This is a genomic window from Niallia sp. FSL M8-0099, from assembly GCF_038006945.1.
Lineage (GTDB): Bacteria > Bacillota > Bacilli > Bacillales > Cytobacillaceae > Niallia > Niallia circulans.
This window is the reverse complement of record NZ_JBBOWF010000006.1, coordinates 34,912-59,199: the sequence shown is the minus strand read 5'-3', so window position 1 is coordinate 59,199 and position 24,288 is coordinate 34,912. Positions and strand designations below refer to the sequence as shown.

Below are 24,288 nucleotides of genomic sequence, written 5' to 3'. Positions count from 1 at the left end.
CTCTTTTCAGCCAAACTTCTGATTTATCAGCCAAAAACTCACTCTTTTCAGCCAAATTTCCGATTTATCAGCCAAAACTTCACTCTTTTCAGCCAAACCCACAAGCTGCATAGAACGCTGCTCCACTAATGACTCTTTATAAATTCTTCACTGCTTTCTCCATTTCCGTTTCACCAGAAACTAAATCAAATGATTTATTAAACACATTTTTTTCTTTTATAGAAGCCATGATTGTCGCTGCTACGTCTTCTCTTGGGATCATTCCTCTTTCTAGATTCTCAGCAGCTGTAACCAAACCAGTGCCAGCATCATTTGTTAATCCACCCGGACGAATAATGGTGTAGGTTAATCCACTCTCCATAAGAATACGATCGGCATAGTGTTTTGCTACATAATATGGTTTAATTTGTTCACTCCAGTTTTCTCGATGATGTGCCTGCAACGCACTAACCATTACAAACCGTTCTACCCCTGCACGCTTTGTTGCCTCCATCATTTTCACAGCACCATCTAGATCAATCAATAATGTTTTATCATACCCCGTTTGCCCACCTGAACCTGCTGTGAATACGACGGCATCACAGCCTTTCACTGCAGACTCTAGCTGTTCCACCGTTTCTTCCAAATTACCTAAAGCAGTTTCTACTCCGATTTTGTCAAACGCTTTCTGCTGTTCTGCTGTTCTTACCAATGCTCTAACAGAAAACTCATTACTTTCATGTAATAATGTCACAAGCTGTTTACCTATTTGCCCGTTTGCTCCAACCACTAATACTTTCACAGCAAACTCCTTTCTAATCCATTTTCTACTATTATTTCATCCAATTGTTTCTTTTTCAAATAATACAAAAGAACATGTTGTTTCTTATAATAGGGAAACCAAATATGATAGAATGGATGAATGACTAAATTGAGTGTAAATACAGAGCTCAAAGTCTAAGGCTTATCAAACATCCATCATTTATTTTCAAAGTAACATAGGAGTGTAACTTAAAATGAATAAAAAAGATATAGCAAACATCCGAAAACAATTCAAAATGAATAATGATCTACTTAGAATAACAGATATGTTTAATGTTTATGTCATGAAAGAATCAAGTGATATATTTCATTATCAAAGTCAGCCCTTTGGCATGCTTGATCAAGATCAACAAGAATTATTTTTACATAATTTCAAGAAATTACTTGCCGGTAATTTGGATGAAAAGCTGTTTGAATTAAAGTTTCAAAGAGAGGCAGAAAATAATAGTCAGCTTATTTTACATAAAGGATTACTTAGCTCTGAAACAGAGGATTGGAAAGAGCAAATGCTGCTGCTGGTAGACAAGATGCTTAATAGCAGACAATATGACAAAGATATTGTCATCACATTTATTCGCGGTGAGTATTTAAAGCCAAAGAAGCGCCGCAGTGAAGAGTCTGAAGAAAGTGACCGAGATACAGTTTTCTCTCATCCTTTCATTTTATGCAGTATCAACAACACCCAAGAGCCAAAAAAAGAATTGCTTTTTGACTATGTAGAGAAAGAATTTAAATACAATATTGTTGTTGACCCCATTATTAATCTAAATGCGCCAATGGGTGGATTTCTTTTCCCAAGCTTCACAGATAACGCAGCAGATGTTAATCATATTCTCTATGCTGCTGGCAAGATCCATGAGCCAGATTACCAATTTATTGAAGAAGTTCTCAACGGCGAGGAAATGATGACTGCTCAAGATGATAAAATTGTGTTTGAGGAAATCATTAAAGATGTGACTGGCGATCAATTGAGCACCTCTACTCTTTCCAATGTTTATGAGGAAATTAACCGAATGATTGTCGAAAATGAAGAAGAAGAGGTTCCAAAATTAGACTCCAAAGACGTGGAACAAGTCTTAAAGATGAGCGGCGTAGAGGACATTAGTCCAGAAAAAGTCGAGTTTGCCTTCAAAAAAATTATTGATGATGATAAATATGAATTAAAAGCAAGTAATATCTTGCCAAAATTCACGTCAAAATCGATTAAGATCAGCACCAAGATTGCTAACATTGCCATCAGCCCTCCTGACTTAAGATACGTGAAGCAAATCGAATTTAGCGGCAAACGCTACTTGATGATTGAAGTCGAAGAAGACACCGTAATCGAAGGATTTACAATGATTCCCGAAGCCTTCGGCGGAAGTCCAGAAGAAGACTAAGATTCAAAGAGGCTTCTTCTTTATAAAGAAGAAGCCTCTTTGAATCTATTTTGAACTTACTGCTCTAGTCGCCACTAACGCCTTTATTGACTAGCTTGTTTACTTTTATGGTTTTCGCGAATAATCCTGTATAAATAAGAATAGTCCCCACCATTACAATGAAGCCGATGTAGACAGACATCATTGTTGGAATTAAGAATGCCCCGATAATAATACTAGCTCTTGCAATTAAATCTGCTCCACTAAATGATAGGTTGGAAAAAGCAGAGTATGATCCACGTTTATCGCTTGGAATCATATTCGCCTGCTCTGCATTTCGAATCGGTGAATAAATTAATTCGCCCATCGTTGCTATCAAATTAAATAAAACGAGCATGTACCACGTATTTGCCGAAGTAACAGTCACATATCCAATTCCATATATAATAAGACCTGTTATTAAAGCATTCTTTTTATTCATCTTATCTGTGAACCGATTAATAATAAAAGTAAAGCAGACTACGAGCAGCATATTTTCTATATTTAATATACTTAGCATTCGTACCCCAACAATTTCAAAGCTCCCAATACGAACTGCTTCAAAAGTTTCAGCAAGGCGAATCCCAATATAACTATTTAATGAAAATTCAGCTGCAAAAATAAAGGTGGAGCCTGTAACCACTTTTACAAAGGCTGTATCTTTAAATGCCACTTTGTAATTGCTGATTAAGTCAACCAAGACATTCTTGTGCTTTTTCTGTAACTGATCTGTGAACTTGTCCTGCAGCCAAACCCCGTAGGCAATTGGAATCAATGTAGATGTGCAAGTCAGCATGATGAATAATTCTTTCTGATGATTCAAATATAAAAGTCCTCCAAGTGCTGCCCCAATAGCCATCGATAAATTAATCAGCCAGTAATCGAGCGCATAAATAGCTTTTCGATTTTCTGGTGTTGTGGAATCAATAATAATCGCATGCATTGCTGGTCGCCCTAGACTGCTTGTGATAATAAATCCAACGTATGCCAAAGCAAACAATACAATTATTTTATTGGTCGGAAATAGACTGATCGTCATGATTAAAAAGAAGAATGCATTCAGCCAGGATGTTATCATTAAAACCTTTTTTCTCGGAAAGCGATCAGAAATATATCCTCCAACTAAATTGATCAAAAATCCGATAACCACAGTAGTGATCAAAATTAAGCCCGCCCAAATTTTGTTTAATTCCTGCGCAAAGAATAAAGCCATAAATGGCATAACTGCTGATGATACCGCCCGATTAAAGAAAGAGGTAATCATCCTAACTTTGATATTTCGCGGTAATTCCTTCCATTTCATGTTGTCTCCCCCTTGTTATTACTGTATATTAAACTAGACGAATAATTCTAAAAATAGACAATTAACAAAACAATGTCCCCTTTTAGGAGGAAAAAGAATGGATAACAAATTACTTACACTTTGGAGATATTATCCTTCTGGCAGTATTCGAATGGAGGAAATTTCTGAAACCTTGCAATTGAGCTCGAAACAAACAACACGTTATTTAAAAAAATGGATGGAGGAAGGCTGGCTATCATTTACACCCGGACGAGGACGCGGAAACATCTCAACTTTGTTATGGAAAAAAGAGGTAGAAACTTCTTACGAGGAAGAAGTTTTAAAGCGATTTGATCTGGAACCAGTAGAACAAACAAGCAAATACTTAATGTATGATTGGTCCACAAACAGTAAAATGAGATTAATGAATAAATTTCACACAAAACTTGGCTTTGTCCAAGAGTCAAATGATAAATTAATCGTACCAAAAAGATATCCTTTCCATTCCGTCCATCCGCTTGAGGCTGGAGATGTCTTCAGTGCGCATTTAGTGGCAAATGTGTTTAATCGGCTTGTCACTCATACAGAAGATGGGAAAGTATTACCTGAAATTGCCCATAGTTGGGATAGCACCCCTTCTAAATTAAGACTCTATCTAAAAAAAGACATTAAATTTCATGACGGTTCTGTTCTGACAGCAAATGATGTGGCCGAATGTCTTGACAAGCTTCGGGCACATGCTTATTACAAAGATTTATGGACACCTGTCGAAAGAATTGAAGTAAAGTCTCCACTTATACTCGATATTCTCCATCCCAATGGATGCAGCTATATCCTTCCTATGCTTAGTATGATGTGTGCAAGCATCTATAGAGAGACGAATGAAAAACTATTGGGCACTGGTTACTTTATCCTGCAACAAAACAGTGATAAGCAGACAACTTTAACTGCTTTTCAAGATCATTTTCGAGAAAGACCATTAATTGATGTAGTAGAATTCATTCAAGTGCCTGAGGATTTTAAAGGAATCTATCATTCTCCTATGGAGGAGAATACCTCTTCCTCCTTCGAAGTAGAAAGCGACTCGGGGTTTGGTATTATCGTAATGAACTCCTGTAGAGATTCTGCTATTAGACAGAAGAAAGTAAGAGATTACCTTCATTGGATTATCGCTAAAAACCGTCATACTATTGGTAACCTAAGTCCAAGACTAATACCGAATGATAAGAGTATAATAGTCGGCCAAAATCAACAGCTGACTATTTCTGAAGTAGAACGGCCAATATTTTCTAAACCAATTGTGATAAGAGGTGCCAGACATACTGCTAATACTACACAATGGCTTGCAGAAATATTCGCAAAAGAAAATATCCCTACAGATATTCAATGGTTTTCCTTTGCTGATATATTAACAAAGCATCCCGAGACATTAAACGTAGATCTTTTCGTACATGGAGAAGTTTTTGAATTCAATCAAGATTTTTCCTTTTACCACTTTTTAATGAATGGGTTTTCCCCACTTTCCCAAATGATAGCAAATAATGAAACACTTACAAACTTAATGGGTAAATATAAGGAAACACCATTTGAACAATGGACAGCTTTAAATCTAGAAATCGAAAAAGAATTGGTTAATCAATCGATTATGATTCCCCTTTATTATCAAAAGCGATATATTCCATTTTCAACCGATATAAGCAATATTAAAATTAGCCATTTTGGCTATGTAGATTTTTCAAAAGTGTGGGTTCGGCCGAAGGAATGAGTGGTATAGGAAAGAGACATTCTCAGGATTTTTTTATGCATCGTTTTATTAACTAAGCAAAAACAGCACATAGAGTTCCAGGAGATAAGGCAATATAAAAAGAGAAACTACTGGACTCTATGGAAAGGAACTAAACAGATGAAGATTCGCTTTGGCTATGTGGCTAATGCACTAGGATTATGGGATGCAAGTCCTTCAAAGGCTTTAACCTTCTCCCGATATTCAGCACTCCCTAAACAGGAAGCTACAGAAAAGCTATTAGCTGTTACAGCTCAAAATTTAAAAAATACGAAAAGAATTCTCTATTATAATGCTGCCAATGAAATTCCATTGTATCGCTTATCCAGTTCGTTAGTCCCCTTAGCAACGCATCCAGATGTACACTGGGATTTCATAGCTCCTTTTCAGGAACAGTGGAGAGAACTTGGCCAATTAGTTAAACAATTTAAGCTGCGGGTTAGTTTTCACCCCAACCAATTTACGCTTTTTACTAGTCCTAGGGAAGAAGTAACCATAAATGCAATAAAAGATATGACCTTCCATTATAAAATGCTAGAAGCTATGGATGCCCTTGATAATAGCCTTATTAATATTCATATTGGTGGAGCCTATGGTGATAAAGAGACTTCTTTACAGAGATTCCAGCAAAATATCCAGCAACTTCCTATGGCAATTAAGAACCAGATGACCCTTGAAAATGATGATAAAACATATAATGTGAGAGAAACACTGATAACCTGTGAGCAGGAAAACATTCCCATGATCCTTGATTATCATCACCATATGGCCAATAAAGAAGATATTGACTTAGCCCTTTATTTGGAGCGAATTTTTAGAACGTGGGAAAATCATAGAATGGTTCCTAAAGTCCATATTTCCTCCCCGAAATCCACTCTGGCCTTCCGTTCTCATGCTGACTTTGTCTCATTTGATTTTGTACAGCCCTTTTTTAAAATGGCTAAAAATCTTAATCAAGATTTCGACGTTATGATAGAAGCAAAACAAAAAAATCTGGCTATGTTTAAGCTTATCGAGGACATTGCCTCTATTAGAGGAGTAAAGAGAGTTTCCGGTGGAACAATAGAATGGTAGGAATGTTTCTCTACATTTGAATACTAACAACGAGGTGTAATGGATGACTATTGTTCGACTTGGATATGTCGCAATGAGCATGATGGTAAAAAATGCATCCCCTTCAAGGACGATGACATTTAAACAGTTTCAAAAAATAGATGACCGGGAAGCAGGCCTTCGTAAGCTGGAACGAATCGCCTTGCAAAATCTCCATAATACGCTTCGGCTCCTAAAACATACTGCTGCTTCCGATATCCATTTTTACCGCCTTACCTCCAGGCTGATTCCATTAGCCAATCACGAAGAGCTTCTTGATTGGGATTATATGAAACCTTTAACAGAGCCTTTAAAGGAAATAGGTGAATTTGCCAGAAAGCATCAGATTAGGATTGATTTTCATCCTGATCACTTCGTTCTCCTTAATTCCAATCAAAAACATATATGGAAGAACTCAATTAAAACTTTAAGATTACACTATTTATTATTAAAGGGAATGGGGATTGATACAACTCATCGCTGTGTTATGCATGTGGGAGGAAATTATAAAGATACCGAAAAATCATTAGAAAAATTTATTGATAATTGGATGCTAGTCCCAAACTCTATTCAAAATATGATAATGCTTGAAAATGATGATACCTCTTTCACATTGGAAGATACTCTTTACTTATGCGAGAAATTAGGGATTCCGCTTGTGTTTGATTATCATCACCATCTCGCCCATCATCATAATCCCAATTGGGAAGATAACTGGAGTCGCATTCTTCAAACATGGAGTACATCTCCATTACCAATTAAAATGCATATTTCGAGTCCCAAAGATGAAAAGCATTTCCGTCATCATGCCGATTATATTGATATAGGTATGTTTTTCAATTTCCTAAACCGTATAAAAGGAAGCATCCCTGTTATCGATTGCATGATAGAAGCTAAAAAGAAGGATGAGGCACTTTTTAAACTAATAGAGGAAGTAACCCACAGAAAGGATGTTGATATAATTGATGGCTCCTCTTTCCGTCTAAAGTAAAGGAAAGAGGAGCCTATTTAGTTCATTAATCGTCTAATGATAACTCTTGTGCAGGTTTGCCATTCCTATTTAAAATTCGAATAACATCAGGCTGGACTTGAAGAAATGCATAATTCGGATCCCTTGGACCTTCGAACCATTGCTGAAACGACTCATCCCAAAACCGCTTTTTCATTTCTTCAGAATTATTAATAGAGCATGTTCCTGATATTTCAACATAAGAATCGCTTTGTCCCTTTTCTTCATAGCCTAACAACACAGAAACATAAGGATTTTTCTCTATCTCTTCCACCTTTTCTGTATCCATTTGAGTAGGCGAGTATAAGGTTAAATCTTCATGGTAAAACGTCATATACCGTGAATGGGGTTTATTATTTTCAACGGATGAAAGTACTCCTGTTCGATGACCTGAAATAATGTTAATAACTTGATTCTTTAAATTTTGATTTGTCATATTCTGTTTTGCTCCTATAATTACGTTATTTTATTATGCGCTATTAATGTTCTAAACGATTCAATTCCTGAATACATTCTTGCACCAAGGTAACTCCTTGGCTCATGGTCGCTCCTCCGCCAAATGCAGCGGTTACGCCTACTGCTTCTAAAATTTCCTGTTCGGAACACCCTTGATCCAAGCAGCCCTTTGTATGATAGATAATACAATACTCATCCTGAGCATGAAGGCTAATTCCTAAAGCAATTAATTGCTTTTGCCTTTGAGTTAATGCACCTTCTTCAAAGCAGGCTTCTGTAAAAGCATTATATCTACTTGCAAACTCAGGCATTTTTTGTGTAAAATCACCTATTCCCTTTTTAAACGACAACAAGGTAGATTCTATTGAATTGCTAGCTTCCATTTCCAAACACTCCTTTTTTTGATTAAGCTGTACATCAAACTTATTATAAGTAAACTTCAAACGAATTAATTATCCCTTATTCATTTCCCATAACTTCCATAAAAAGTGATACATAACTGGTGATTGGGAAGGGAAAAATGGCATTATATTCAATGTAGAAAGTGAGTGAATGGAACTGTATAATGAAAATCATGCCTATCAAGCTGGAGACATCGTCTATGTTTTTTACCGAAACCCGCATACCCAAGATGTAGCGAATATCCAAGCAGCCGCTGTTGTAAAAAATCCAAACAATTCTAATGAACTATCTTTATTTCTATACGAAAATTACTACCCTCTCTCAAACGAAGTTGCTGTATATGCTACAGAAGCAGAAGCTCAAGAAGCCTACTATTATTACTATGGAGATGTTTCAGAAGGGAGATTGGAATGATTAAACCCTTCACTCCAAAGCTTGTCTATTTTGAACCGGAAGCATTAGAGTATCCATTAGGGAAAGAACTGCTGGAGAAATTCAAGAAGATGGATATAGAGATTCGCTATACCACTTCCCATAATCAAGTTAGAAATCTTCCTGGCGACAATGATTTTCAACGTTACCGAGTGGCAAAGTCAACGCTGGTTGTCGGCATTCGCAAAACACTCAAATTTGATACATCTAAGCCCTCTGCCGAATATGCCATACCTTTTGCTACCGGCTGTATGGGACATTGTCATTATTGCTATTTGCAAACTACAATGGGAAGCAAGCCATACATCCGCACCTATGTAAATGTCGAGGAAATTTTAGAAGCTGCCGATAACTATATGAAAGAACGTGCTCCAGAATTTACACGTTTCGAAGCATCCTGTACATCTGATATCGTTGGAATCGATCATTTAACCCATACGCTTAAACGTGCCATTGAACACTTCGGGGAATCAGAGTACGGCAAACTGCGATTTGTCACAAAATTTCATCATGTTGATCACCTACTTGATGCGAAGCACAATGGAAAAACCCGCTTTCGCTTTAGTGTCAATGCAGATTACGTCATCAAAAACTTCGAGCCCGGGACTTCTCCTTTGGAAAAGAGAATAGAGGCTGCTGGAAAAGTCGCAAGAGCCGGATATCCCCTAGGATTTATCGTGGCACCCATTTACCTCCATGAAGGATGGGAAGAAGGCTATCTGCATATGTTTGAACGCCTAGATGCTGAGCTGCCCCCAGAAGCAAAGAAGGATTTAACATTTGAGTTTATCCAGCACCGCTTTACAAAGCCTGCTAAAAGGGTAATCCAAAAAAATTATCCAATGACTAAATTAGAGCTAGATGAAGAAAAACGCAGGTATAAATGGGGGAAATATGGAATAGGAAAATATATTTATCAAAAAGAAGAAGAAGAAGACATAAAGGATCACCTGCATTCTTATATGAAAAAATTTTTCCCTGATGCTAAACTAGAATATTTTACGTAAAAAAAAGAAAAAGGTCTTTTATGTATGAGACCTTTTTCTCCATTGATTATTATTTTTCCGTTAAACTTCTGGTACCGCCTAACAATGGTAGTCTTTGAGTATGCGGTATCTCTACACTTCCAATCGGAAAAGGATTCCGCGATTCTGGACCATGAAAGTCACTACCTCCAGATACAAGAAGATTAAATGCTTCTGCCATTCTCCCCCAATAGTTTTGTTCCTTATCGGAATGTTTGGAATGATATACTTCGATACCATCTAACCCATAATCAATTAACTGTTGAAGCTGAAATTCATGCTTATAGATACCTGGATGAGCTAGAAATGCAAGACCGCCAGCTTTGTGGATTAGTTTAATGGCATCCTCTGCGGAAAAACTGCCTCTTTCTTCAAAAGCAGCCTTTCCTTTTTTTAAAAGCTGTTCATATGCATCCTTACTGTTCTGAAAATAACCTGCTGATACTAGTTCATCTGCAATATGGGTTCGAACAAGTACGCCCTTTCCAACACGAGCAAGGCAATTTTGAAAAGAAATGTCATAGCCAAGATTTCTTAATTTCTCCACTATTCTTTTTCCCCATTGAACTCTATCCTCCACTCTCCAAGAGACATGATCTTTTAATTTAGGATGCTGCGGATCAAATTGATAGCCTAATATATGCAATTCACCTTGAGGACCATCTGTATTAAGTTCAATCCCAGGGATAACCTTTAATGCATCCTTGCTATAAGATAAAGCTTCTTCATACCCAGTTAATACATCATGATCCGTTATCGCAATAATTTCCAACCCTTTTTTGATACTATCCTCTACTATTTCTCGTGGTGTCCAGAAACCATCAGAATAGATGGAATGTATATGCAAATCCATCATGCTTTTCCCTCCTAGTCTACCTGCTCCCTGCCACCACAGCTCTTTCCTCTACTCCACTATATACCCTCAAGGAAACAGCGTCTCCTGGCAGAAATCGGTTTTCAAAAACAGATCCATACACATTAATTGTCTCTTCCCCCACTTGAACGCTATAATGAATTTCATTCCCTTGAAACTGGGCAAACTGGACGATTCCTGTCATCTCGTCTTGCTCTGCCTGGCCAAGCTTCCATTGTTCAGGACGAACAGGGTAAAGATTTTGGGATTTGATCTCCTTTGAAATTCCGATGTCTTTCCAAGAAACATTAGGAAACTCTGCGGGAATAAACCGATCCTCTCCAATCCACTCTCCTTTGATCAGATTGCTCTTTCCAACAAATGTTGCAACAAATACCGACTGGGGATTATTATAGATACTTTCCGGAGTACCAATCTGCTCGATTCTTCCATTATTCATTACAACAATTCTATCAGCCATCGCCAAAGCTTCTCCTTGATCATGGGTAACATAAATAATGGTCGTTCCCAGCTTCCGGTGAATCCTACTAATCTCTCTTCTCATCTCCATACGGAGTTCCGCATCAAGTGCACTTAATGGTTCATCCATCAAAAGAAGAGACGGCTTTGGAACGATAGCACGAGCAAGAGCAACTCGCTGTTTTTGACCTCCAGAAAGTTCAGCCGGATAGCGTGTTTTCAATTGGGTAAGGCCCACCATTCCTAATGCTTCTCCAACTCTAATCTCCTGCTCCTCTTTGCCATTTGTTCTGCCAAACCGATGATGCTTAAGAGGAAAGCGAATATGGTCTTCTACTGTCATATGCGGCCATAACGCAAAGGATTGAAAAACCATACTTATATTCCTTTTCTCAGGTGGAACGAGTTTACTAGAGCTTGCTGCTAACTCATTATCTATCGTAATCGTTCCTTCTGTCGGTTTCATGAACCCTGCCAAAAGCCGTAATAACGTCGTCTTTCCACATCCAGAAGGACCTAGAATAGCGATAAATTCACCATTTAGCAATTCTAAGTTAATATTATTTAAGGCTGTAAAGCTTCCATAGTTCTTTTTTAACCCATCAATACTAATCACTCTTCATCACCTTCTTCTTCCAGATTCTTTCTAATAAAACAAATAGAATGCCCATGATCAATACAGATCCCACAATTAAAGTGGAAAATGCCGTTGAGTAAGTGGTGTATCCAGCTTGCTCAAAACTAAAGATAACAACACCTACCGTTTCAGAACCGCTAGACCATAATAAACTGGACACAGTCAGCTCTGTGAGAGCAGTCAGAAACACAAGAGCAGCGCCGCTTAATATACCAGGCATTAGCAAGGGAAAAAGGATGCTTCTCCATTTTGCTAATGCTTTTGCCCCTGAAATTCTTGCTGCTTCCTCCATAGAAGAATCAATTTGCGAAAAGGCAGTCAGGCTTCCCCGCATCTGTAATACCGTAAAGCGAGTGATATAAGCAATAAGCAAAATCCATATTGTTCCATAAACTCCTGGCTGAAAGCCTGGCACCGGCTGTAGCCACATTAAGATAATCGCTAATGCAAATACCGTTCCTGGCAAAGCATAAGGAATAGTTACAATAATTTCTGAGACCCTCACCAAAACAGATGGCTTTTTAAAACGAAGATAGGCAATAACGGTTCCAATTACCATACAAATCAGCATGGTTACCAAGGCAAGCGTTACGCTATTTCCTATCGCAGCTCCCGTTTTAGCATCCTCAAATAATAGATACGAATAATTTTTTAAGGTAAGATTTTCCCATGAAAGGGATAATCCATATGCCTTGATAAAGGATGTAGAAGCCATAACGACTAATGGTAAAAGTGTCGTGAGCAACAGGAACATCCAGAGCACTATTTCCACTGCATTTCGCCAGCCCCTTGGGAGAAAATACCTTGGCTCTATATCTCGTGCTGCTGTTTCACTTACATTGCTTTTTCTTATAATTGCCCATTGGAGGACTGTCCCAAGTAAAGCAATTACACCAAGAATAACGGAAAGAACAGCAGCTCTTGCAAAGGCAGATGGTCCATATCCAATAATCTGTTCGTAAATATACGTACTCAAAACGCGGATATTTGCTGGTATACCAAGAAAAGCCGGAATGCCAAAATTATCAATATTAGATAAAAAAGCAAGAATACCACCACTCGCAATTCCCGGAAGCGCCATTGGAAAAATTACCTTTCGAAAGACAACTCCCCCAGATGCCCCAGAAGTATTGGCGGCATATTTCAGTTCCCTTGGTATCCTGCGAAATACTTCCACACTCATCAAATAAACAAGGGGATAATGGGAAAGCCCAAGAACAAAAATGATTCCTCCCATACTGTACAAATTAACTGATTGATGGAAAAGAAATTGGATAGGGCCGTTTCCTCCAAAAAACTGTACCCACGCAAGGGTTGAGATATACGATGGTATCAAAAAAGGTAAAAAGATGAATAATTGCAGCCACTTTTTTGTCCTGATATTCAAGTATGCCATGATAAATGCAAGACCTACTCCTAAAATAAGGGAGAGCAATGTGCTTGCGACCGTAATAATAACAGTGTTTTGAATCGTCTTCCACGTTGCCTTTTCTATCATTACTTCCTGATAAAGTTCCAGACTAATTCCTTCTCCAGAGGAAATGCTCAGCCAGACAAGACGCCAAACAGGAAGTAAAAAGATAAAGACAAGCAGCAGAAATCCAGGAATCCCCCACCACTTACGGGAAAAATAAGAAAAGGAGAGCGGAAATAATGCTTCCTTCTTCCTTTCAGAGCTCTGAATAGATGAGTTCATTATGTCCACTCCTTCATAAAAAGTGTTCTATTCACTAATTACTGTTTCAAATTCTTTCTTATCACCATCTCTGGCACGATATAATTCTTGCACATCAGTAGAAAGGACTTTCATTTCATCAATCGTTTTAAGTCCCTCAGGAGCTTCAATTCCTTTGCGAATTGATGTATATCCAAGCTCGGCAGCAAGCTTTTGTCCTTGCTCGGATAGAACGAAATCAACAAAGGCCTTTGCTGCCCCTAAATTCTCGGCGTCTTTCATAATTCCTATTGGTTCAGTGATAACTGGCACCCCTTCTTCAGGATAAATTAGCTCCACTGGAGATCCTTCTGCTTTCGCGCGTGTAACTAGATAATCTACAACCATCCCATAGTCTTTTTCTCCACCAGCAACACCCTTAAGTACATCGCCATTCCCTTTTGTAACCGTTACATCATTTGCAGCAATATTTTTGTAAAAGTCCCATCCTAAGTTATCTTGACGAGTGAACACTCCTAAATTATAGGCAGCAGCACCGGAATATAATGGACTTGGCATAATAATTTTTCCTTTTGCTTCTTTAGAAGTAAGGACATTCCAGCTTGTTGGCATTTCTTTTACTTTTTGCGTGTTTACAACTAATCCAGTTGCCATGACCTTCGTTCCATAGTAAGTATGATCTGGATCCACAAGCTCAGCAGGAATTTCAGCAGCTTCTTTTGATTCATATGCTTTGAGCATATCCTCTTCTTTTAAACTTTCAAATGTTACTGCATCTGCTACCAATAGAACATCTGCTTGAATCTTGCCAGCCATTTTTTCCGCTTTAATTTTTGAAATGACTTCCTCTGTTCCGGAACGGAATGTTTCTACCTTTACATCAGGATATTTAGTTTGAAATCCTTCTACTAATTTAGCAGCATCTGCATCGGGCTGTGAGGTATAAAAATGAAGGGATCCCTCTAGCTTCGATTCTGATGAACCTGTATCTTTAGATGCATTACCGGGCTCACTGTTTTCCTTACTGCCACAGCCTGCTGCAAAAACCATCAATATTCCAAACATTAATACAAGCATCCACTTACGCATAATCTATTTCCTCCTCATCTGTACCAGCAATATTTAAATGAGCAAACCAACGTTCAATTTGTTCTTTTTTTCTTCTATGAAATGTTCTAAACTCAATCGGTGATATGGTCACAAAGCCTGTTCTCAACGAGGTGTAATCACTATCTGCATTAAGGTCCTTCATATTGTGAAGCTGATCCTTCAGCCAGTAGTACACTTGTCCATGTGGATCATTCAGTCCAACATATGAATATCTGGCAACATCCATATCCAGAGGGACAATACGTACTCCCTTATAAACTTCCCTTGAAAGGTATGGTAAGTTCACATTAAGAAAAACTCCTTTTGGAATCTTGTTTTGCAGAAGTACTTCCACAATAGGATAAAGCAGCTTTTTTACTTTCTCATAATTGATATCCATATCAGAAAAGGCATTTAATGATACTGCTACAGCTGGAATTCCATAAAGCAGCCCTTCCACCGCTCCAGCCATGGTGCCTGAATAATAAAGATCACGCCCTAAATTTGGTCCAAGATTTATTCCTGAAACAACAAAGTCTGGCGACTCTTTCATCAGCACTTCTATTCCAAGCTTGACGCAATCTGCCGGAGTTCCATTAACAGCCCAGCACCCTTTTACACCAGGAAAAAGCGGTAGTGGTTTTGCTTTTAAAGGAACTCTTAATGTTATCGAATGACTGACAGCACTTCTTTCCTGATCTGGGCAGGACACATAAACATCTGCAAAATGCTGAAGCACTTCAACTAGAGCCTGAAGACCTGGAGCGAAAATACCATCATCGTTTGTTACGAGCACTTTCATTGCGGTACCCCCTTCATCATTTCCAGGCTTTTTAAATAATGAAGATTATGATTCCACCAGTTTAAACTTTCTGATGCATCAAAGCCCTCTACTACAACAGGAAGATCATTTATCGATATGAATTCATTCAGCATATTTCTATCCAGAATACCCATACCAAGAGGAACATGCAGCTGCGCTCGTGAATTGTCACTAATATGAACTTTGTCCACATTTATTAACTGAGCAAAGGCTTGCTGTGGAGTTCCTTCTGAAATATGAGCAACGTCAAAGGTTGTTTTCAGTTCCGGTAAGAAGCTCGCGATTAATCGATTCATTATTTCCGGAGCTGTCACGAATTCCTTTGTCTTTACCTCCATCAATTCTATGCTTAAGGTTTTCTTGTACCGCTTTGCTGTTTCGATTAATGTAAAAATGGATTCCATCATGAAAGCTTCGTATATTTCCTGTTTTATCTGCGGAAGTGTCAACCTCCCCGGATGAAACGTTATCGAGTCTGCCCCTATCTCATCTGCTAACTTAATAGAATTCCGTATCTGCTTTACAGATCCTTCTCTTATTTCTTTTTCTAAAGAACTAATATTTAAGTCCCAACTCGCCGCATGCATAGTTAGGTTGATAGACTGATCCCGATTCGCTTCACGAATTTTGTTTGGATCTGTACCGTGAAACCACACATGTTCTGCCCAAATTTCTAATCCTGATAACCCGCTCTGCTTAGCAAGCTGGACCACTTGATCTACCGGATAAGCCCAAGCTAGTGTGGACGCAAAATGCATAAAAGTACCTCACTCCTTTTGATTACATTAATTTCTCTATTAATTTAAATTTTAGAAAACAAATATAAAGCTACATTAGGGAGTAGTGTAAAGAAATCATTAAATAAAATTCTGTTTATTTAAGATGAAGGGATTGTTTTTACAGAAAAAAAGCGAGCTTTTGTAAAAGAAGCGTAAATTATTTACATTCGATTAAAATACACAGCAATTTATGTAGGAGAAACTAACATAGGTTTGAAAAGACCTAGGAAGATTTCTAATAGCTAAGTAAAAGCAAAATTATTCTAAAGAAAAAATGCCTCTCCGAATAGGAGTTGCTTCAGCTTGTTTGTTTTTCTCTGTTCCCTTTTTCCTTTCCTCCTCTTCCTTTAGGGCATAGAGGACGCTTTTCTGCTTGCATTAATATTGAAAAATAAATAAGACAGAAATTGTGCTTGTAAATGCGGATTTTGTTCGAGGTTAACGAAACTTATTGATTTCGTTATTCGTATAGGATAGTAAAAATAGCGAATGGTGTTGATAACGATGTTTAAATCTGAATTAGTCAATTTAGTTTTGAAATTTGTTTGTTATGCTCTATTTATGCTTTTTATTCTCTTTAGTGTTGTTGATTATTGGTTAAAAATTGCTTTTGTCGTTCTTATTATCCCTCTATGGGTAATTACGGATGTTATAAAATATAGAAAAAAGAAAGAAAACCATGAATTTTAAAAATAAAAATGCCTGCTACCACTGGCTAATCGAACAATCCGATTCTACCAGGAGTAGAGGCATTTTTTCTAATTTATAATTTCATTAAACATTGGCCCAAATTCCAACACTCTTAATTTTCTTATATTCAGGCTGCCAAACTGCATCAACCACAGCCTTTGTTACATCCGTAATCTCGGCTCTTGCAATTCCTTCCTCTATAGCCGCTTTTGCGACTTCAACTGCCACATAGATAGATACATCATGTAATTTCTCAATCGAAGGAAGTAACGATGCCCCTGGTTGGTTCGTTTCGCACATCTCGGCTACCGCATTGGCGGCTGCGGCAAACATTCCTTTGGAAATAATTTGCGCTTTTGCAACAATTGCTCCAAGCCCTAAACCCGGGAAGACAAATGCATTATTCGACTGCCCGATTTCATAAGAAACACCATTATATTCTACATCAGCAAACGGACTTCCAGTCGCAATTAGTGCTTTTCCGCCCGTCCATTTAATTAAGTTTTCCGGCATTGCCTCAGCAAGATTAGTAGGATTGGACATCGGCATAATGATAGGACGTTCTACATGCTTTGCCATTTCTTTCACGATTTCTTCCGTAAAAGCACCGGCTTGGCCAGAAGTACCAATTAGGATGGTTGGCTTCACCTTTTTAACTACTTCCATTAAAGAAATGATCCCATCCTCATTTCGATTCCATTGCTTGACTTCTTCTGCTCTTCTTACATAAGGCATTTGAAATTTCAAAACATCTGGTGTTTCATCTGTCAGTAATCCTCGATAGTCAATCGCCCAGAAACGCTCATATGCTTCTTCTTTAGTAAGTCCTTCCAGAGCCATTGTATCAACCATTTGGTCTGCATTGCCGATTCCTGCAGCCCCTGGGCCAAAGACAACGATGCGCTGATCTTTCAATGCACCGCCTGTTACTTTTAATGCAGACATAATCGCTGCAAGCGTTACAGCACCTGTTCCTTGAATGTCATCATTAAAAGTAAGAATTTTGTCCCCATATTTATCCAAAATATTGCGGGCGTTCACATTGCCAAGATCCTCCCAATGAAGTAGTACTTCTGGGAAAAACTTTCTTGCGGTATGAATGAATAAATCAATAAATTGATCATAACGTTCTCCACGAACACGGGCAAACTTATTACCAATATAAATAGGGTCATCAATTAAGGACTGATTATTCGTACCAACATCTAGTACAACCGGCAGAACTCGGCTAGGATCAATACCAGCAGCAGCTGTATATACCGCTAGTTTTCCTATTGCAATATTAATACCACCTACTCCTTGATCTCCAATACCAAGGATACTTTCCGAATCAGTGACAACAATTAAATCTATATCATTTTTGGCTTTTCCTAGATTACGAAACGCCTTTTCCACCCCTTCCAAATGATCAATGGAAAGATATAATCCTTCTGGACGATGGTAGCTATGAGAGTAAGACTGGATAGCATCACCGACAGTCGGTGTATAAACAATCGGCAGCATTTCTGCAAGATGTTCCTTTAAAAGTCGGTAATATAGAACGACATTTCGGTTATATAAGTCATTCAGTAAGCCATTTTTGAAAAGGTTGGTGGTCCGCATTAAATATTGCTCATAGACTCTATTTACTTGTTCATCAAGCGTAAGTACTTGGGGCGGTAACAGACCGTCTAGACCAAGGTCTTCCCTTTCCTCTTTTGTAAAAGCTACTCCTTTATTTAAAAAGGGATTAGAGAGAATTTCTTTTCCTTTTAATGTTGTGATAATTACATTATCTGACACAGTCATTGTGGGTGATCCTTCTTTCTATTTAAAATGATGATCAAAAGATCGCTTTCTTTTGTTCCTATGTTATTACTGTTTGTACTTTCTCACTAGTTTATTTAACTTAAATTCATTATTTTGTAACTAAATAATGCAGTACTCCTTTTTACCTGTCATGCTGCACTCGCCATCGATTTTTTAGTCTTCTTTCTTTGCGACCTTTTAAATACATAGCTAACAATAATCGGACAGATAATGGCAGATACAACACATGCTGCTGCAACTTGAGCAGTAGCTGCTGGGGCTATAGAAGATAAGGTCGGATCTGCGGCTGCAACCACAGCTGGTGTAGCGACAGCATTCCCAGCAGTAGAGCCTGTTGCTAAGCCAACAATTGGATTTTCTTTAAATAATTTCAAAAGAAGATAAGCTCCAATTCCTGTAAATGCGGCTATTAATCCTAGTAATAATCCAGGTCCTCCTGCTTCTACAATGGTTCTAAGATCCATTCCTGCTCCTAATGGGAAAGAAAAGAATGGAATTAATAATAATTTACTGCTACCAAGAAACTTTCTCATGTCCGGATCAATATTTCCCAAAATCATTCCAATCAAAATTGGGATTAAGACACCTACAAGTGCCTGGAAAGGAATGGCTGCAAGTCCGGATGCTCCTAGTGCAACTAGCGTGAAAAATGGTCCGTCTTTTAAAGAAAATAATGCATATGCTCCTACATCTGTTTCATCACCATAGGAAGAAGCAAGCGATGCATATAATCCTCCATTCGCATTTAATAGGGCTGCAAGAATTGCCAATGGTGATAACCCTAATATTCCAGCAGGTCCAAAAAACATGGCGACTGCAATCCCTATCCCTGCCCCTACTATAAATTTACCTGTTAGTAAGATGGCACCCTTTTTGATTGCCTTTGGGGCAAGTTTGAAATTAATTTGTGAACCAATCAGAAACATAAATAAAGCAAGAATGGTGGATGATGCTTCCTTGCTGAATAAAGCTGTTGTAAAATGGCCAATTTCTAAAAATTGCGGAAAAAATGTGTTAGTTAATACCCCTAAAAATAACGGTACAACCATCATACCACCTGGAATTTTATCAAGTGTCTTCTTAATTGGAATATGCATTTTAATCCTCCTAACAAAGTTTTTACTCCCTATCGACTTCCTTTGAGCCTTTATCAATACGTTTGAGATTGTTATGCTCAAACTACTTTTGTTTTTTACAAGTTCATCTTACTCCCCTGTTAAACGCTTTCATAGTTTATGAAAGTTTAATAATTCTTTTTGTAAATAAAAAAAGTAAGCAGCCTTCATACTGCTTACAAAAAGTTTTTTATTCTGTGTTCTTTTAATCGATTATATTCATGTTGATAAACAGGTCTTCCAATCGTGCCATAGATTACCTTAACTTCCAGTATTCCTAAATCTTTTAAGAAATTTAAATACTTTCTAGCAGATACTCTTGATATACCTACTAAGTTCGCAGCATCATCGGTTGAAAAGGGTTCCTCTTTTAATTTTTGAACTGCTTCCCATACTTGTTTTAACGTATCCTTTGTTAATCCCTTCGGCAATTCTTCCACTGTCACAGTTTCTTCTCGATGCAAAAGAAGCGCATCCAACTCTTGTTGACTAATGGAAGCTTGCTTATTGGTAATCCTAGTTTGTTCTAGATAAGTTGTCAGCGCTGTGTTAAATCTTTCAAACTCAAATGGCTTTATTAAATAATCGACTACACCATGTCTTAAAGCCTTCTTAATGCGCTCAAGATCAGAAGCAGCTGAAATCACGATAACATCAATAGCAAGATCATTTTTTCGTAGATAAGCTAATAGCTCTAGTCCAATCTTACCAGGCATAAAAATATCTAAAAGGATAAGCTCTATTTTTTCTTTTTTTAATAAAGAAATCGCATCATCTACTGAATTGGCGGTTGCAGTTAAATGAAACCCATTGATTTGAGAAAGGTATCGTTTATTAATTTCTGCTACCATCGGATCATCTTCCACAATCATTACATTAATCATTTTATTCATCCTCTGCTTTATATGGTATATATACGGCAAAAGTGGTGCCCTTTCCAGGCTTGGACGAAATAATAAGTTCCCCCTCTAGCCTTTCAATCGCCATTGCCAATAAATACAATCCAAATCCCCGATTATTTCCTTTAGTAGAGAAGCCTTTATCTAGCACTTTATTTTGAAGGGCATTCGTCATTCCTATTCCAGTATCTTTCACTTCGATGGTTAAAATTTCTTCTGCATAATCCAAGGTAAGATCTACCTTTTTGTTTATGCTGTCTACCATTGCCTCTATTGCATTATCAAAGATATTTCCGATAATCGTAATTAGTTCATTTGTAATCTCCGGGTCTGCTGGTTTTGGAAGGATATTTTCACAAGCAAAGGAAAGGGAAACGCCTGATTCTCTAGCAAAACTTAGCTTACCAATCAAAAACCCAGCAAGTACAGGATCTTGAACCTTCTTCGTAACAAAGCCTACCTCTGTTTCCCGGTGATTAACCGTTTCACTTACATAATTAGCAAGGGTTTCATATTGTTCCGTACGAACTAAACCAAGGATAACATGGAGTTTATTCATAAACTCATGCGCCTGAGCACGGAGCGCATCCGCATAATTGCGCACCCCTGTCAGCTGCTCAGCTAATTGCTGAACCTCTGTTTTATCACGGAATGTGGCAATAGCCCCAACTACTTGATTTTCTACCACTACAGGCACTCTATTTACCAAAATGGTTACCCCATGCAAGTTCTGCTCTTGATCCAAATCCATTTCACCGGATTTTATAATGCGTGTTAACCGAGTTTCTGGTAAATAATCTTCAATATTCCTTCCAATAGCATCCTCCCCAATGCCCGCTTTTTGAAAAAGCTTACTAGCTGCCTTGTTCACAAGCGTGATTTTTCCCTCTTGATCAATGGCTATAATGCCTTCACGCACAGACTGCAGCATCGAGCTTCGTTCTTCCAGAAGCTTGGCAATAGCAAAGGGTTCGAGCCCTAACAGAATTTTTTTGAAATATCTCGCCAGCACCACAGCCCCAATTATGCCAATGAGAATTCCTATTAATGTCCCTATTCCAATCCCCATCCGTCCTTTGTGGACAGCTTCTGTTACACTCTTTAAAGAAATTCCTACTGCCACTGCACCAATTTGCTCTTCCTCAGCGTTTTTTATTGGCGTAAATGCCCGCATCGATTTTCCAAGCGTTCCTTTGGAAATAGAAACATATTCCTTTCCATTAAGTACTGGTCCTTCATCCCCTCCACTGAAATGCTTTCCAACTTTACTAGATTCCGGATGGGATAGACGGTTTCCGTTCATATCCATCACCACAACAAAGTTCACATTCGTTTGTGCTTTAATTTTATTGGCAAACACCTGTACATCTTCTGTATTTTCTCTGCCTTCAAGAACTTCTATTACTTGCGGAGTTATCGCCATCATCCTCGCAACATTCAGTGCCTTCTCTTTCTGTGTTTCTTCCACACTGGAGGTAATACTATTACTGATAATCAAATCCGTAATGCCAAGAGACAATGCAACAACTATACATACAAAAATAATAATGCTAGCTTGTAAACTGAATTTGCCTTTTTTCATATTCTCCTCCAAAGTGTTATAGGGTTAATTGTTTTAGTCATACGTAAATAAAAAACTGCTGCGCTCAAAAAGGGATAGAAGCAGACTCCATTCTCTATCATAAAGGCTATCATTTAATAAAAGAGTTTCTATCTGTTGATATATATGGCCATGAAAACTAAAAAACCTTCCCCTGTTAAGAGAAAGTTTTTTTAATTTATTATATACTTAAATAAGCTATGGGGCCTTTTTGTAATTAAAAAAAGTCCTTCCTTACAACAAAGAAATGCTGTCATAGGTTGGTTTTGTTTTCATAAAAAATGATAAGTGTTCTTTTAAAAATGCCACATAACGGTCAATCTCTTCTACTGTAGAGTATGGCGAAATAGTGAAAAATTTATGCGCATATACAGGGATTTGCTTGTTTGAATTTGCTGCTTTTACTAGGCACTGCTTTTTTGTATTTCCAAAGAAGATCGTATCTCTTTCAGCACCGATTATTTCTGCAAACGCATCATTAAATTGATTAATTTCAATCATTTCCTCAGCAGTTAAAAGACCGTTCCTTTCTTCTATCCATTTTGGCTCTTCTGGATAAAAACGGAAAGTGGTAATCGGTGAAACCTCATTCGTAATGGCAGCATTCGGGATTTCTTTTGTCAGCGTCTCTCTAAATTTACTATTCACACGAATATAGTTAGCTAGCAGCTTTTGATAGCCCTCCACACCAAATGCTAATAACGATGCATAAATTGCTAACGCACTTCCCATTCTCGAACATTCTAATGTATAGCCTGTATGATAGCTGCCGTAACCACGATTGCCAACATAAGGAGTTTCCTCTTCGTCTAAATCAACATACTTAAGACTCTCTCTGTTTTTAACCAAAAATAAACTCGTAATATACGGTGTTTGTCCTAGCTTATGGAAATCAAATACCATACTATCAGCAAGTTTGATTTGTGTAAACTTCTGTTGATAGGATTGCAAAACTTCCTTAACATCTTCTGCCAATTGAAGAGGATTTCTCTCAAAATCATAATTATTAAAAAAGGTATACATTCCTCCCATCGCTGAGTCTGCATGAATATAGAGCGGGCTTAAACAATGTCTGCGTTCTAACTCCTCCGCAAGCTGCTTAATTCCCTTTATGTCATCGATTCCAAAGGTATCTGTTGTACCCATTGTTGCCAGAATATAAAGAGGCACCCCACCTTTTGCAATAACCTGTTCTATTTTCTCCTTTAAATCTTCAAGATTCATAGAATGATCTTGGTTCACCTTGACTCGAACCATATTTTCTACCCCAATTCCGGCAGCTTCTACCGATTTATATAAGCTGTAGTGAGATAGCTCCGAACAGAAGCAATAAAGATTTTTCGGAATGCCTATTAGGTTAGAGGAAGGAGCATAACGAGCAATAGCGAGGCGTAAAGAATTGAAAACAGCCCCTTGTCCTCCCCATGTTGTATAGCCCGCACTTAAATTTTCGTCATATCCGATTAATTTAGAAAGCATACTTGTGATTTCCACCTCAGCTGTAGCTGCGGCTGGACCTTCTACATCCCAAAGGTTATTGCCATTTACAAGCACCATGACTAAATTACCTATGATACTAGCAATATTCGGCAAAGGTGCTGCATTTGCCACATAATTACGATTGACATAGCGATGACCTTCTACCAATTTTAGAAGCTCTTTGATTACTTCATTGATCGACACACCTGCTTGAGGAACATTCGCATTTTGAATCACACGATTATAATAATCCTCTGTGTACTCTGGCATTTCTCCAAGTGTTAATTTGTCAGGATCCTTTAATTCATCTATTTTTGTTAAAATTGTCTTAAAGTAGGACAGCAATTCCTCTCGTTGAAAGTCATTTCCGTCCATGCTAGGAAACAATTCTTGTATTTCCTTCATTATTTGACCTCCTGAATGCTTCTTATTATTTAACAAAGTAATAATCAACCTGATAGGCCTGCTGCGTCTAAGATAACGATAATTATGACAATAGGAACAATGTATTTCAACAGGACGTAAAAAATACATATTCTTACCCTGCCAATCCTACTTTTGCTCTCCATTGCTCTTGTTGTGACATAATTACTCCCTTTCCACTTTTGCAGCATATACTCCCTTCTGCTAGAGACAAAAGTCCAAATAAAAAAGTCCACACGAAAAAGGACATAAAAAAGC

Annotated in this window: 22 protein-coding genes; 7 read left to right on the top strand and 15 right to left on the bottom strand. The window is 37.9% G+C overall.

The features are described from left to right. Positions 1–136 precede the first annotated feature (136 nt). The gene (locus NSQ92_RS26535; RefSeq protein ID WP_144581448.1) at positions 137–781 is read right to left on the bottom strand and encodes an NAD(P)H-binding protein; all 645 of its coding nucleotides are present in this window, start codon (positions 779–781) and stop codon (positions 137–139) included. Between the two features lie 214 nt (positions 782–995). Here NSQ92_RS26535 and NSQ92_RS26530 point away from each other — a divergent pair, with 214 nt between their 5' ends. Next, a complete protein-coding gene (locus tag NSQ92_RS26530) occupies positions 996–2,180 on the top strand; it encodes a DUF4317 domain-containing protein (RefSeq protein WP_047943369.1) in 1,185 nt (394 codons plus the stop codon). A 64-nt stretch (positions 2,181–2,244) separates the two neighbouring features. Here the strand turns inward: NSQ92_RS26530 and NSQ92_RS26525 are convergent, their stop codons facing one another. Continuing rightward, positions 2,245–3,501: an MDR family MFS transporter gene (locus tag NSQ92_RS26525; protein WP_341153413.1), complete on the bottom strand. Its 1,257-nt coding sequence runs from the start codon at positions 3,499–3,501 to the stop codon at positions 2,245–2,247. 97 nt (positions 3,502–3,598) lie between these two features. Here NSQ92_RS26525 and NSQ92_RS26520 point away from each other — a divergent pair, with 97 nt between their 5' ends. From NSQ92_RS26520 to uvsE (NSQ92_RS26510), 3 genes are all read left to right on the top strand, one after another. Continuing rightward, positions 3,599–5,245: an ABC transporter substrate-binding protein gene (locus tag NSQ92_RS26520; protein WP_144581449.1), complete on the top strand. Its 1,647-nt coding sequence runs from the start codon at positions 3,599–3,601 to the stop codon at positions 5,243–5,245. Between the two features lie 138 nt (positions 5,246–5,383). After that, entirely contained in the window at positions 5,384–6,337 is a 954-nt protein-coding gene (gene uvsE / locus NSQ92_RS26515; RefSeq protein ID WP_144581450.1) for a UV DNA damage repair endonuclease UvsE, read from the top strand. A 43-nt stretch (positions 6,338–6,380) separates the two neighbouring features. Continuing rightward, a complete protein-coding gene (gene uvsE, locus NSQ92_RS26510) occupies positions 6,381–7,346 on the top strand; it encodes a UV DNA damage repair endonuclease UvsE (RefSeq protein WP_341153412.1) in 966 nt (321 codons plus the stop codon). A gap of 25 nt (positions 7,347–7,371) precedes the next feature. Here uvsE (NSQ92_RS26510) and NSQ92_RS26505 read toward each other — a convergent pair whose 3' ends face one another. Continuing rightward, positions 7,372–7,800, bottom strand: a complete 429-nt coding sequence (locus NSQ92_RS26505) for a pyridoxamine 5'-phosphate oxidase family protein (RefSeq protein ID WP_171509263.1) — start codon at positions 7,798–7,800, stop codon at positions 7,372–7,374. 43 nt (positions 7,801–7,843) lie between these two features. Then, positions 7,844–8,209: a carboxymuconolactone decarboxylase family protein gene (locus NSQ92_RS26500; protein WP_061801109.1), complete on the bottom strand. Its 366-nt coding sequence runs from the start codon at positions 8,207–8,209 to the stop codon at positions 7,844–7,846. 163 nt (positions 8,210–8,372) lie between these two features. Between NSQ92_RS26500 and NSQ92_RS26495 the strand changes: the two genes are divergently transcribed. Further along, entirely contained in the window at positions 8,373–8,636 is a 264-nt protein-coding gene (locus NSQ92_RS26495) for a transcriptional regulator SplA domain-containing protein (protein WP_047943362.1), read from the top strand. Continuing rightward, positions 8,633–9,661, top strand: a complete 1,029-nt coding sequence (splB, locus tag NSQ92_RS26490; protein WP_047943361.1) for a spore photoproduct lyase — start codon at positions 8,633–8,635, stop codon at positions 9,659–9,661. The genes NSQ92_RS26495 and splB overlap by 4 nt, the downstream gene beginning before the upstream one ends. Before the next feature lie 49 nt (positions 9,662–9,710). Here splB and NSQ92_RS26485 read toward each other — a convergent pair whose 3' ends face one another. Genes NSQ92_RS26485 through NSQ92_RS26460 form a run of 6 tightly spaced genes read right to left on the bottom strand, consistent with a single transcriptional unit; the run spans position 9,711 to position 15,994 of the window. Then, a complete protein-coding gene (locus tag NSQ92_RS26485; RefSeq protein WP_047943360.1) occupies positions 9,711–10,535 on the bottom strand; it encodes a PHP domain-containing protein in 825 nt (274 codons plus the stop codon). A gap of 16 nt (positions 10,536–10,551) precedes the next feature. Then, a complete protein-coding gene (locus tag NSQ92_RS26480) occupies positions 10,552–11,628 on the bottom strand; it encodes an ABC transporter ATP-binding protein (RefSeq protein WP_047943359.1) in 1,077 nt (358 codons plus the stop codon). Beyond that, positions 11,621–13,345: an ABC transporter permease gene (locus NSQ92_RS26475; protein ID WP_047943358.1), complete on the bottom strand. Its 1,725-nt coding sequence runs from the start codon at positions 13,343–13,345 to the stop codon at positions 11,621–11,623. Before NSQ92_RS26475 ends, NSQ92_RS26480 begins: the two co-directional genes overlap by 8 nt. A 27-nt stretch (positions 13,346–13,372) precedes the next feature. Continuing rightward, positions 13,373–14,413 carry an ABC transporter substrate-binding protein gene (locus NSQ92_RS26470; protein ID WP_341153411.1) on the bottom strand — a complete coding sequence of 347 codons (1,041 nt, stop codon included), beginning with the start codon at positions 14,411–14,413 and terminating at the stop codon, positions 13,373–13,375. Beyond that, a complete protein-coding gene (surE, locus tag NSQ92_RS26465; RefSeq protein ID WP_047943357.1) occupies positions 14,406–15,215 on the bottom strand; it encodes a 5'/3'-nucleotidase SurE in 810 nt (269 codons plus the stop codon). Before surE ends, NSQ92_RS26470 begins: the two co-directional genes overlap by 8 nt. Then, positions 15,212–15,994 carry a sugar phosphate isomerase/epimerase family protein gene (locus NSQ92_RS26460; RefSeq protein WP_061801098.1) on the bottom strand — a complete coding sequence of 261 codons (783 nt, stop codon included), beginning with the start codon at positions 15,992–15,994 and terminating at the stop codon, positions 15,212–15,214. The genes surE and NSQ92_RS26460 overlap by 4 nt, the downstream gene beginning before the upstream one ends. 525 nt (positions 15,995–16,519) lie before the next feature. Between NSQ92_RS26460 and NSQ92_RS26455 the strand changes: the two genes are divergently transcribed. Further along, positions 16,520–16,705 (top strand): hypothetical protein, encoded by a 186-nt coding sequence (locus tag NSQ92_RS26455; protein ID WP_061801099.1) that lies wholly within the window; start codon positions 16,520–16,522, stop codon positions 16,703–16,705. Between the two features lie 84 nt (positions 16,706–16,789). Here the strand turns inward: NSQ92_RS26455 and NSQ92_RS26450 are convergent, their stop codons facing one another. The 5 genes from NSQ92_RS26450 to NSQ92_RS26430 all read right to left on the bottom strand — a co-directional run bounded on the left by NSQ92_RS26450 (position 16,790) and on the right by NSQ92_RS26430 (position 24,012). Then, positions 16,790–18,493, bottom strand: coding sequence for an NAD-dependent malic enzyme (locus NSQ92_RS26450; RefSeq protein WP_341153410.1), 1,704 nt, complete (start codon positions 18,491–18,493; stop codon positions 16,790–16,792). 149 nt (positions 18,494–18,642) lie between these two features. Further along, positions 18,643–19,611 carry a 2-keto-3-deoxygluconate permease gene (locus NSQ92_RS26445; RefSeq protein WP_047943353.1) on the bottom strand — a complete coding sequence of 323 codons (969 nt, stop codon included), beginning with the start codon at positions 19,609–19,611 and terminating at the stop codon, positions 18,643–18,645. A gap of 194 nt (positions 19,612–19,805) precedes the next feature. Next, positions 19,806–20,513, bottom strand: coding sequence for a response regulator (locus NSQ92_RS26440; RefSeq protein ID WP_047943352.1), 708 nt, complete (start codon positions 20,511–20,513; stop codon positions 19,806–19,808). 1 nt (position 20,514) lies between these two features. Next, positions 20,515–22,110, bottom strand: a complete 1,596-nt coding sequence (gene dcuS / locus NSQ92_RS26435) for a DcuS/MalK family sensor histidine kinase (protein ID WP_047943351.1) — start codon at positions 22,108–22,110, stop codon at positions 20,515–20,517. A gap of 252 nt (positions 22,111–22,362) precedes the next feature. After that, positions 22,363–24,012, bottom strand: coding sequence for a pyridoxal phosphate-dependent decarboxylase family protein (locus NSQ92_RS26430; RefSeq protein WP_047943350.1), 1,650 nt, complete (start codon positions 24,010–24,012; stop codon positions 22,363–22,365). Positions 24,013–24,288 lie beyond the last annotated feature (276 nt).

Excerpts from the sequence above, each read along its gene's own strand:
- NSQ92_RS26530 (WP_047943369.1), top strand. The coding sequence starts at position 996 with ATGAATAAAAAAGATATAGCAAACATCCGAAAACAATTCAAAATGAAT.
- NSQ92_RS26525 (WP_341153413.1), bottom strand. The coding sequence starts at position 3,501 with ATGAAATGGAAGGAATTACCGCGAAATATCAAAGTTAGGATGATTACC.
- NSQ92_RS26520 (WP_144581449.1), top strand. The coding sequence starts at position 3,599 with ATGGATAACAAATTACTTACACTTTGGAGATATTATCCTTCTGGCAGT.
- uvsE (WP_144581450.1), top strand. The coding sequence starts at position 5,384 with ATGAAGATTCGCTTTGGCTATGTGGCTAATGCACTAGGATTATGGGAT.
- uvsE (WP_341153412.1), top strand. The coding sequence starts at position 6,381 with ATGACTATTGTTCGACTTGGATATGTCGCAATGAGCATGATGGTAAAA.
- NSQ92_RS26505 (WP_171509263.1), bottom strand. The coding sequence starts at position 7,800 with ATGACAAATCAAAATTTAAAGAATCAAGTTATTAACATTATTTCAGGT.
- NSQ92_RS26495 (WP_047943362.1), top strand. The coding sequence starts at position 8,373 with ATGGAACTGTATAATGAAAATCATGCCTATCAAGCTGGAGACATCGTC.
- splB (WP_047943361.1), top strand. The coding sequence starts at position 8,633 with ATGATTAAACCCTTCACTCCAAAGCTTGTCTATTTTGAACCGGAAGCA.
- NSQ92_RS26485 (WP_047943360.1), bottom strand. The coding sequence starts at position 10,535 with ATGATGGATTTGCATATACATTCCATCTATTCTGATGGTTTCTGGACA.
- NSQ92_RS26475 (WP_047943358.1), bottom strand. The coding sequence starts at position 13,345 with ATGAACTCATCTATTCAGAGCTCTGAAAGGAAGAAGGAAGCATTATTT.
- NSQ92_RS26470 (WP_341153411.1), bottom strand. The coding sequence starts at position 14,413 with ATGCGTAAGTGGATGCTTGTATTAATGTTTGGAATATTGATGGTTTTT.
- surE (WP_047943357.1), bottom strand. The coding sequence starts at position 15,215 with ATGAAAGTGCTCGTAACAAACGATGATGGTATTTTCGCTCCAGGTCTT.
- NSQ92_RS26460 (WP_061801098.1), bottom strand. The coding sequence starts at position 15,994 with ATGCATTTTGCGTCCACACTAGCTTGGGCTTATCCGGTAGATCAAGTG.
- NSQ92_RS26455 (WP_061801099.1), top strand. The coding sequence starts at position 16,520 with ATGTTTAAATCTGAATTAGTCAATTTAGTTTTGAAATTTGTTTGTTAT.
- NSQ92_RS26450 (WP_341153410.1), bottom strand. The coding sequence starts at position 18,493 with ATGACTGTGTCAGATAATGTAATTATCACAACATTAAAAGGAAAAGAA.
- NSQ92_RS26445 (WP_047943353.1), bottom strand. The coding sequence starts at position 19,611 with ATGCATATTCCAATTAAGAAGACACTTGATAAAATTCCAGGTGGTATG.
- NSQ92_RS26440 (WP_047943352.1), bottom strand. The coding sequence starts at position 20,513 with ATGATTAATGTAATGATTGTGGAAGATGATCCGATGGTAGCAGAAATT.
- dcuS (WP_047943351.1), bottom strand. The coding sequence starts at position 22,110 with ATGAAAAAAGGCAAATTCAGTTTACAAGCTAGCATTATTATTTTTGTA.
- NSQ92_RS26430 (WP_047943350.1), bottom strand. The coding sequence starts at position 24,012 with ATGAAGGAAATACAAGAATTGTTTCCTAGCATGGACGGAAATGACTTT.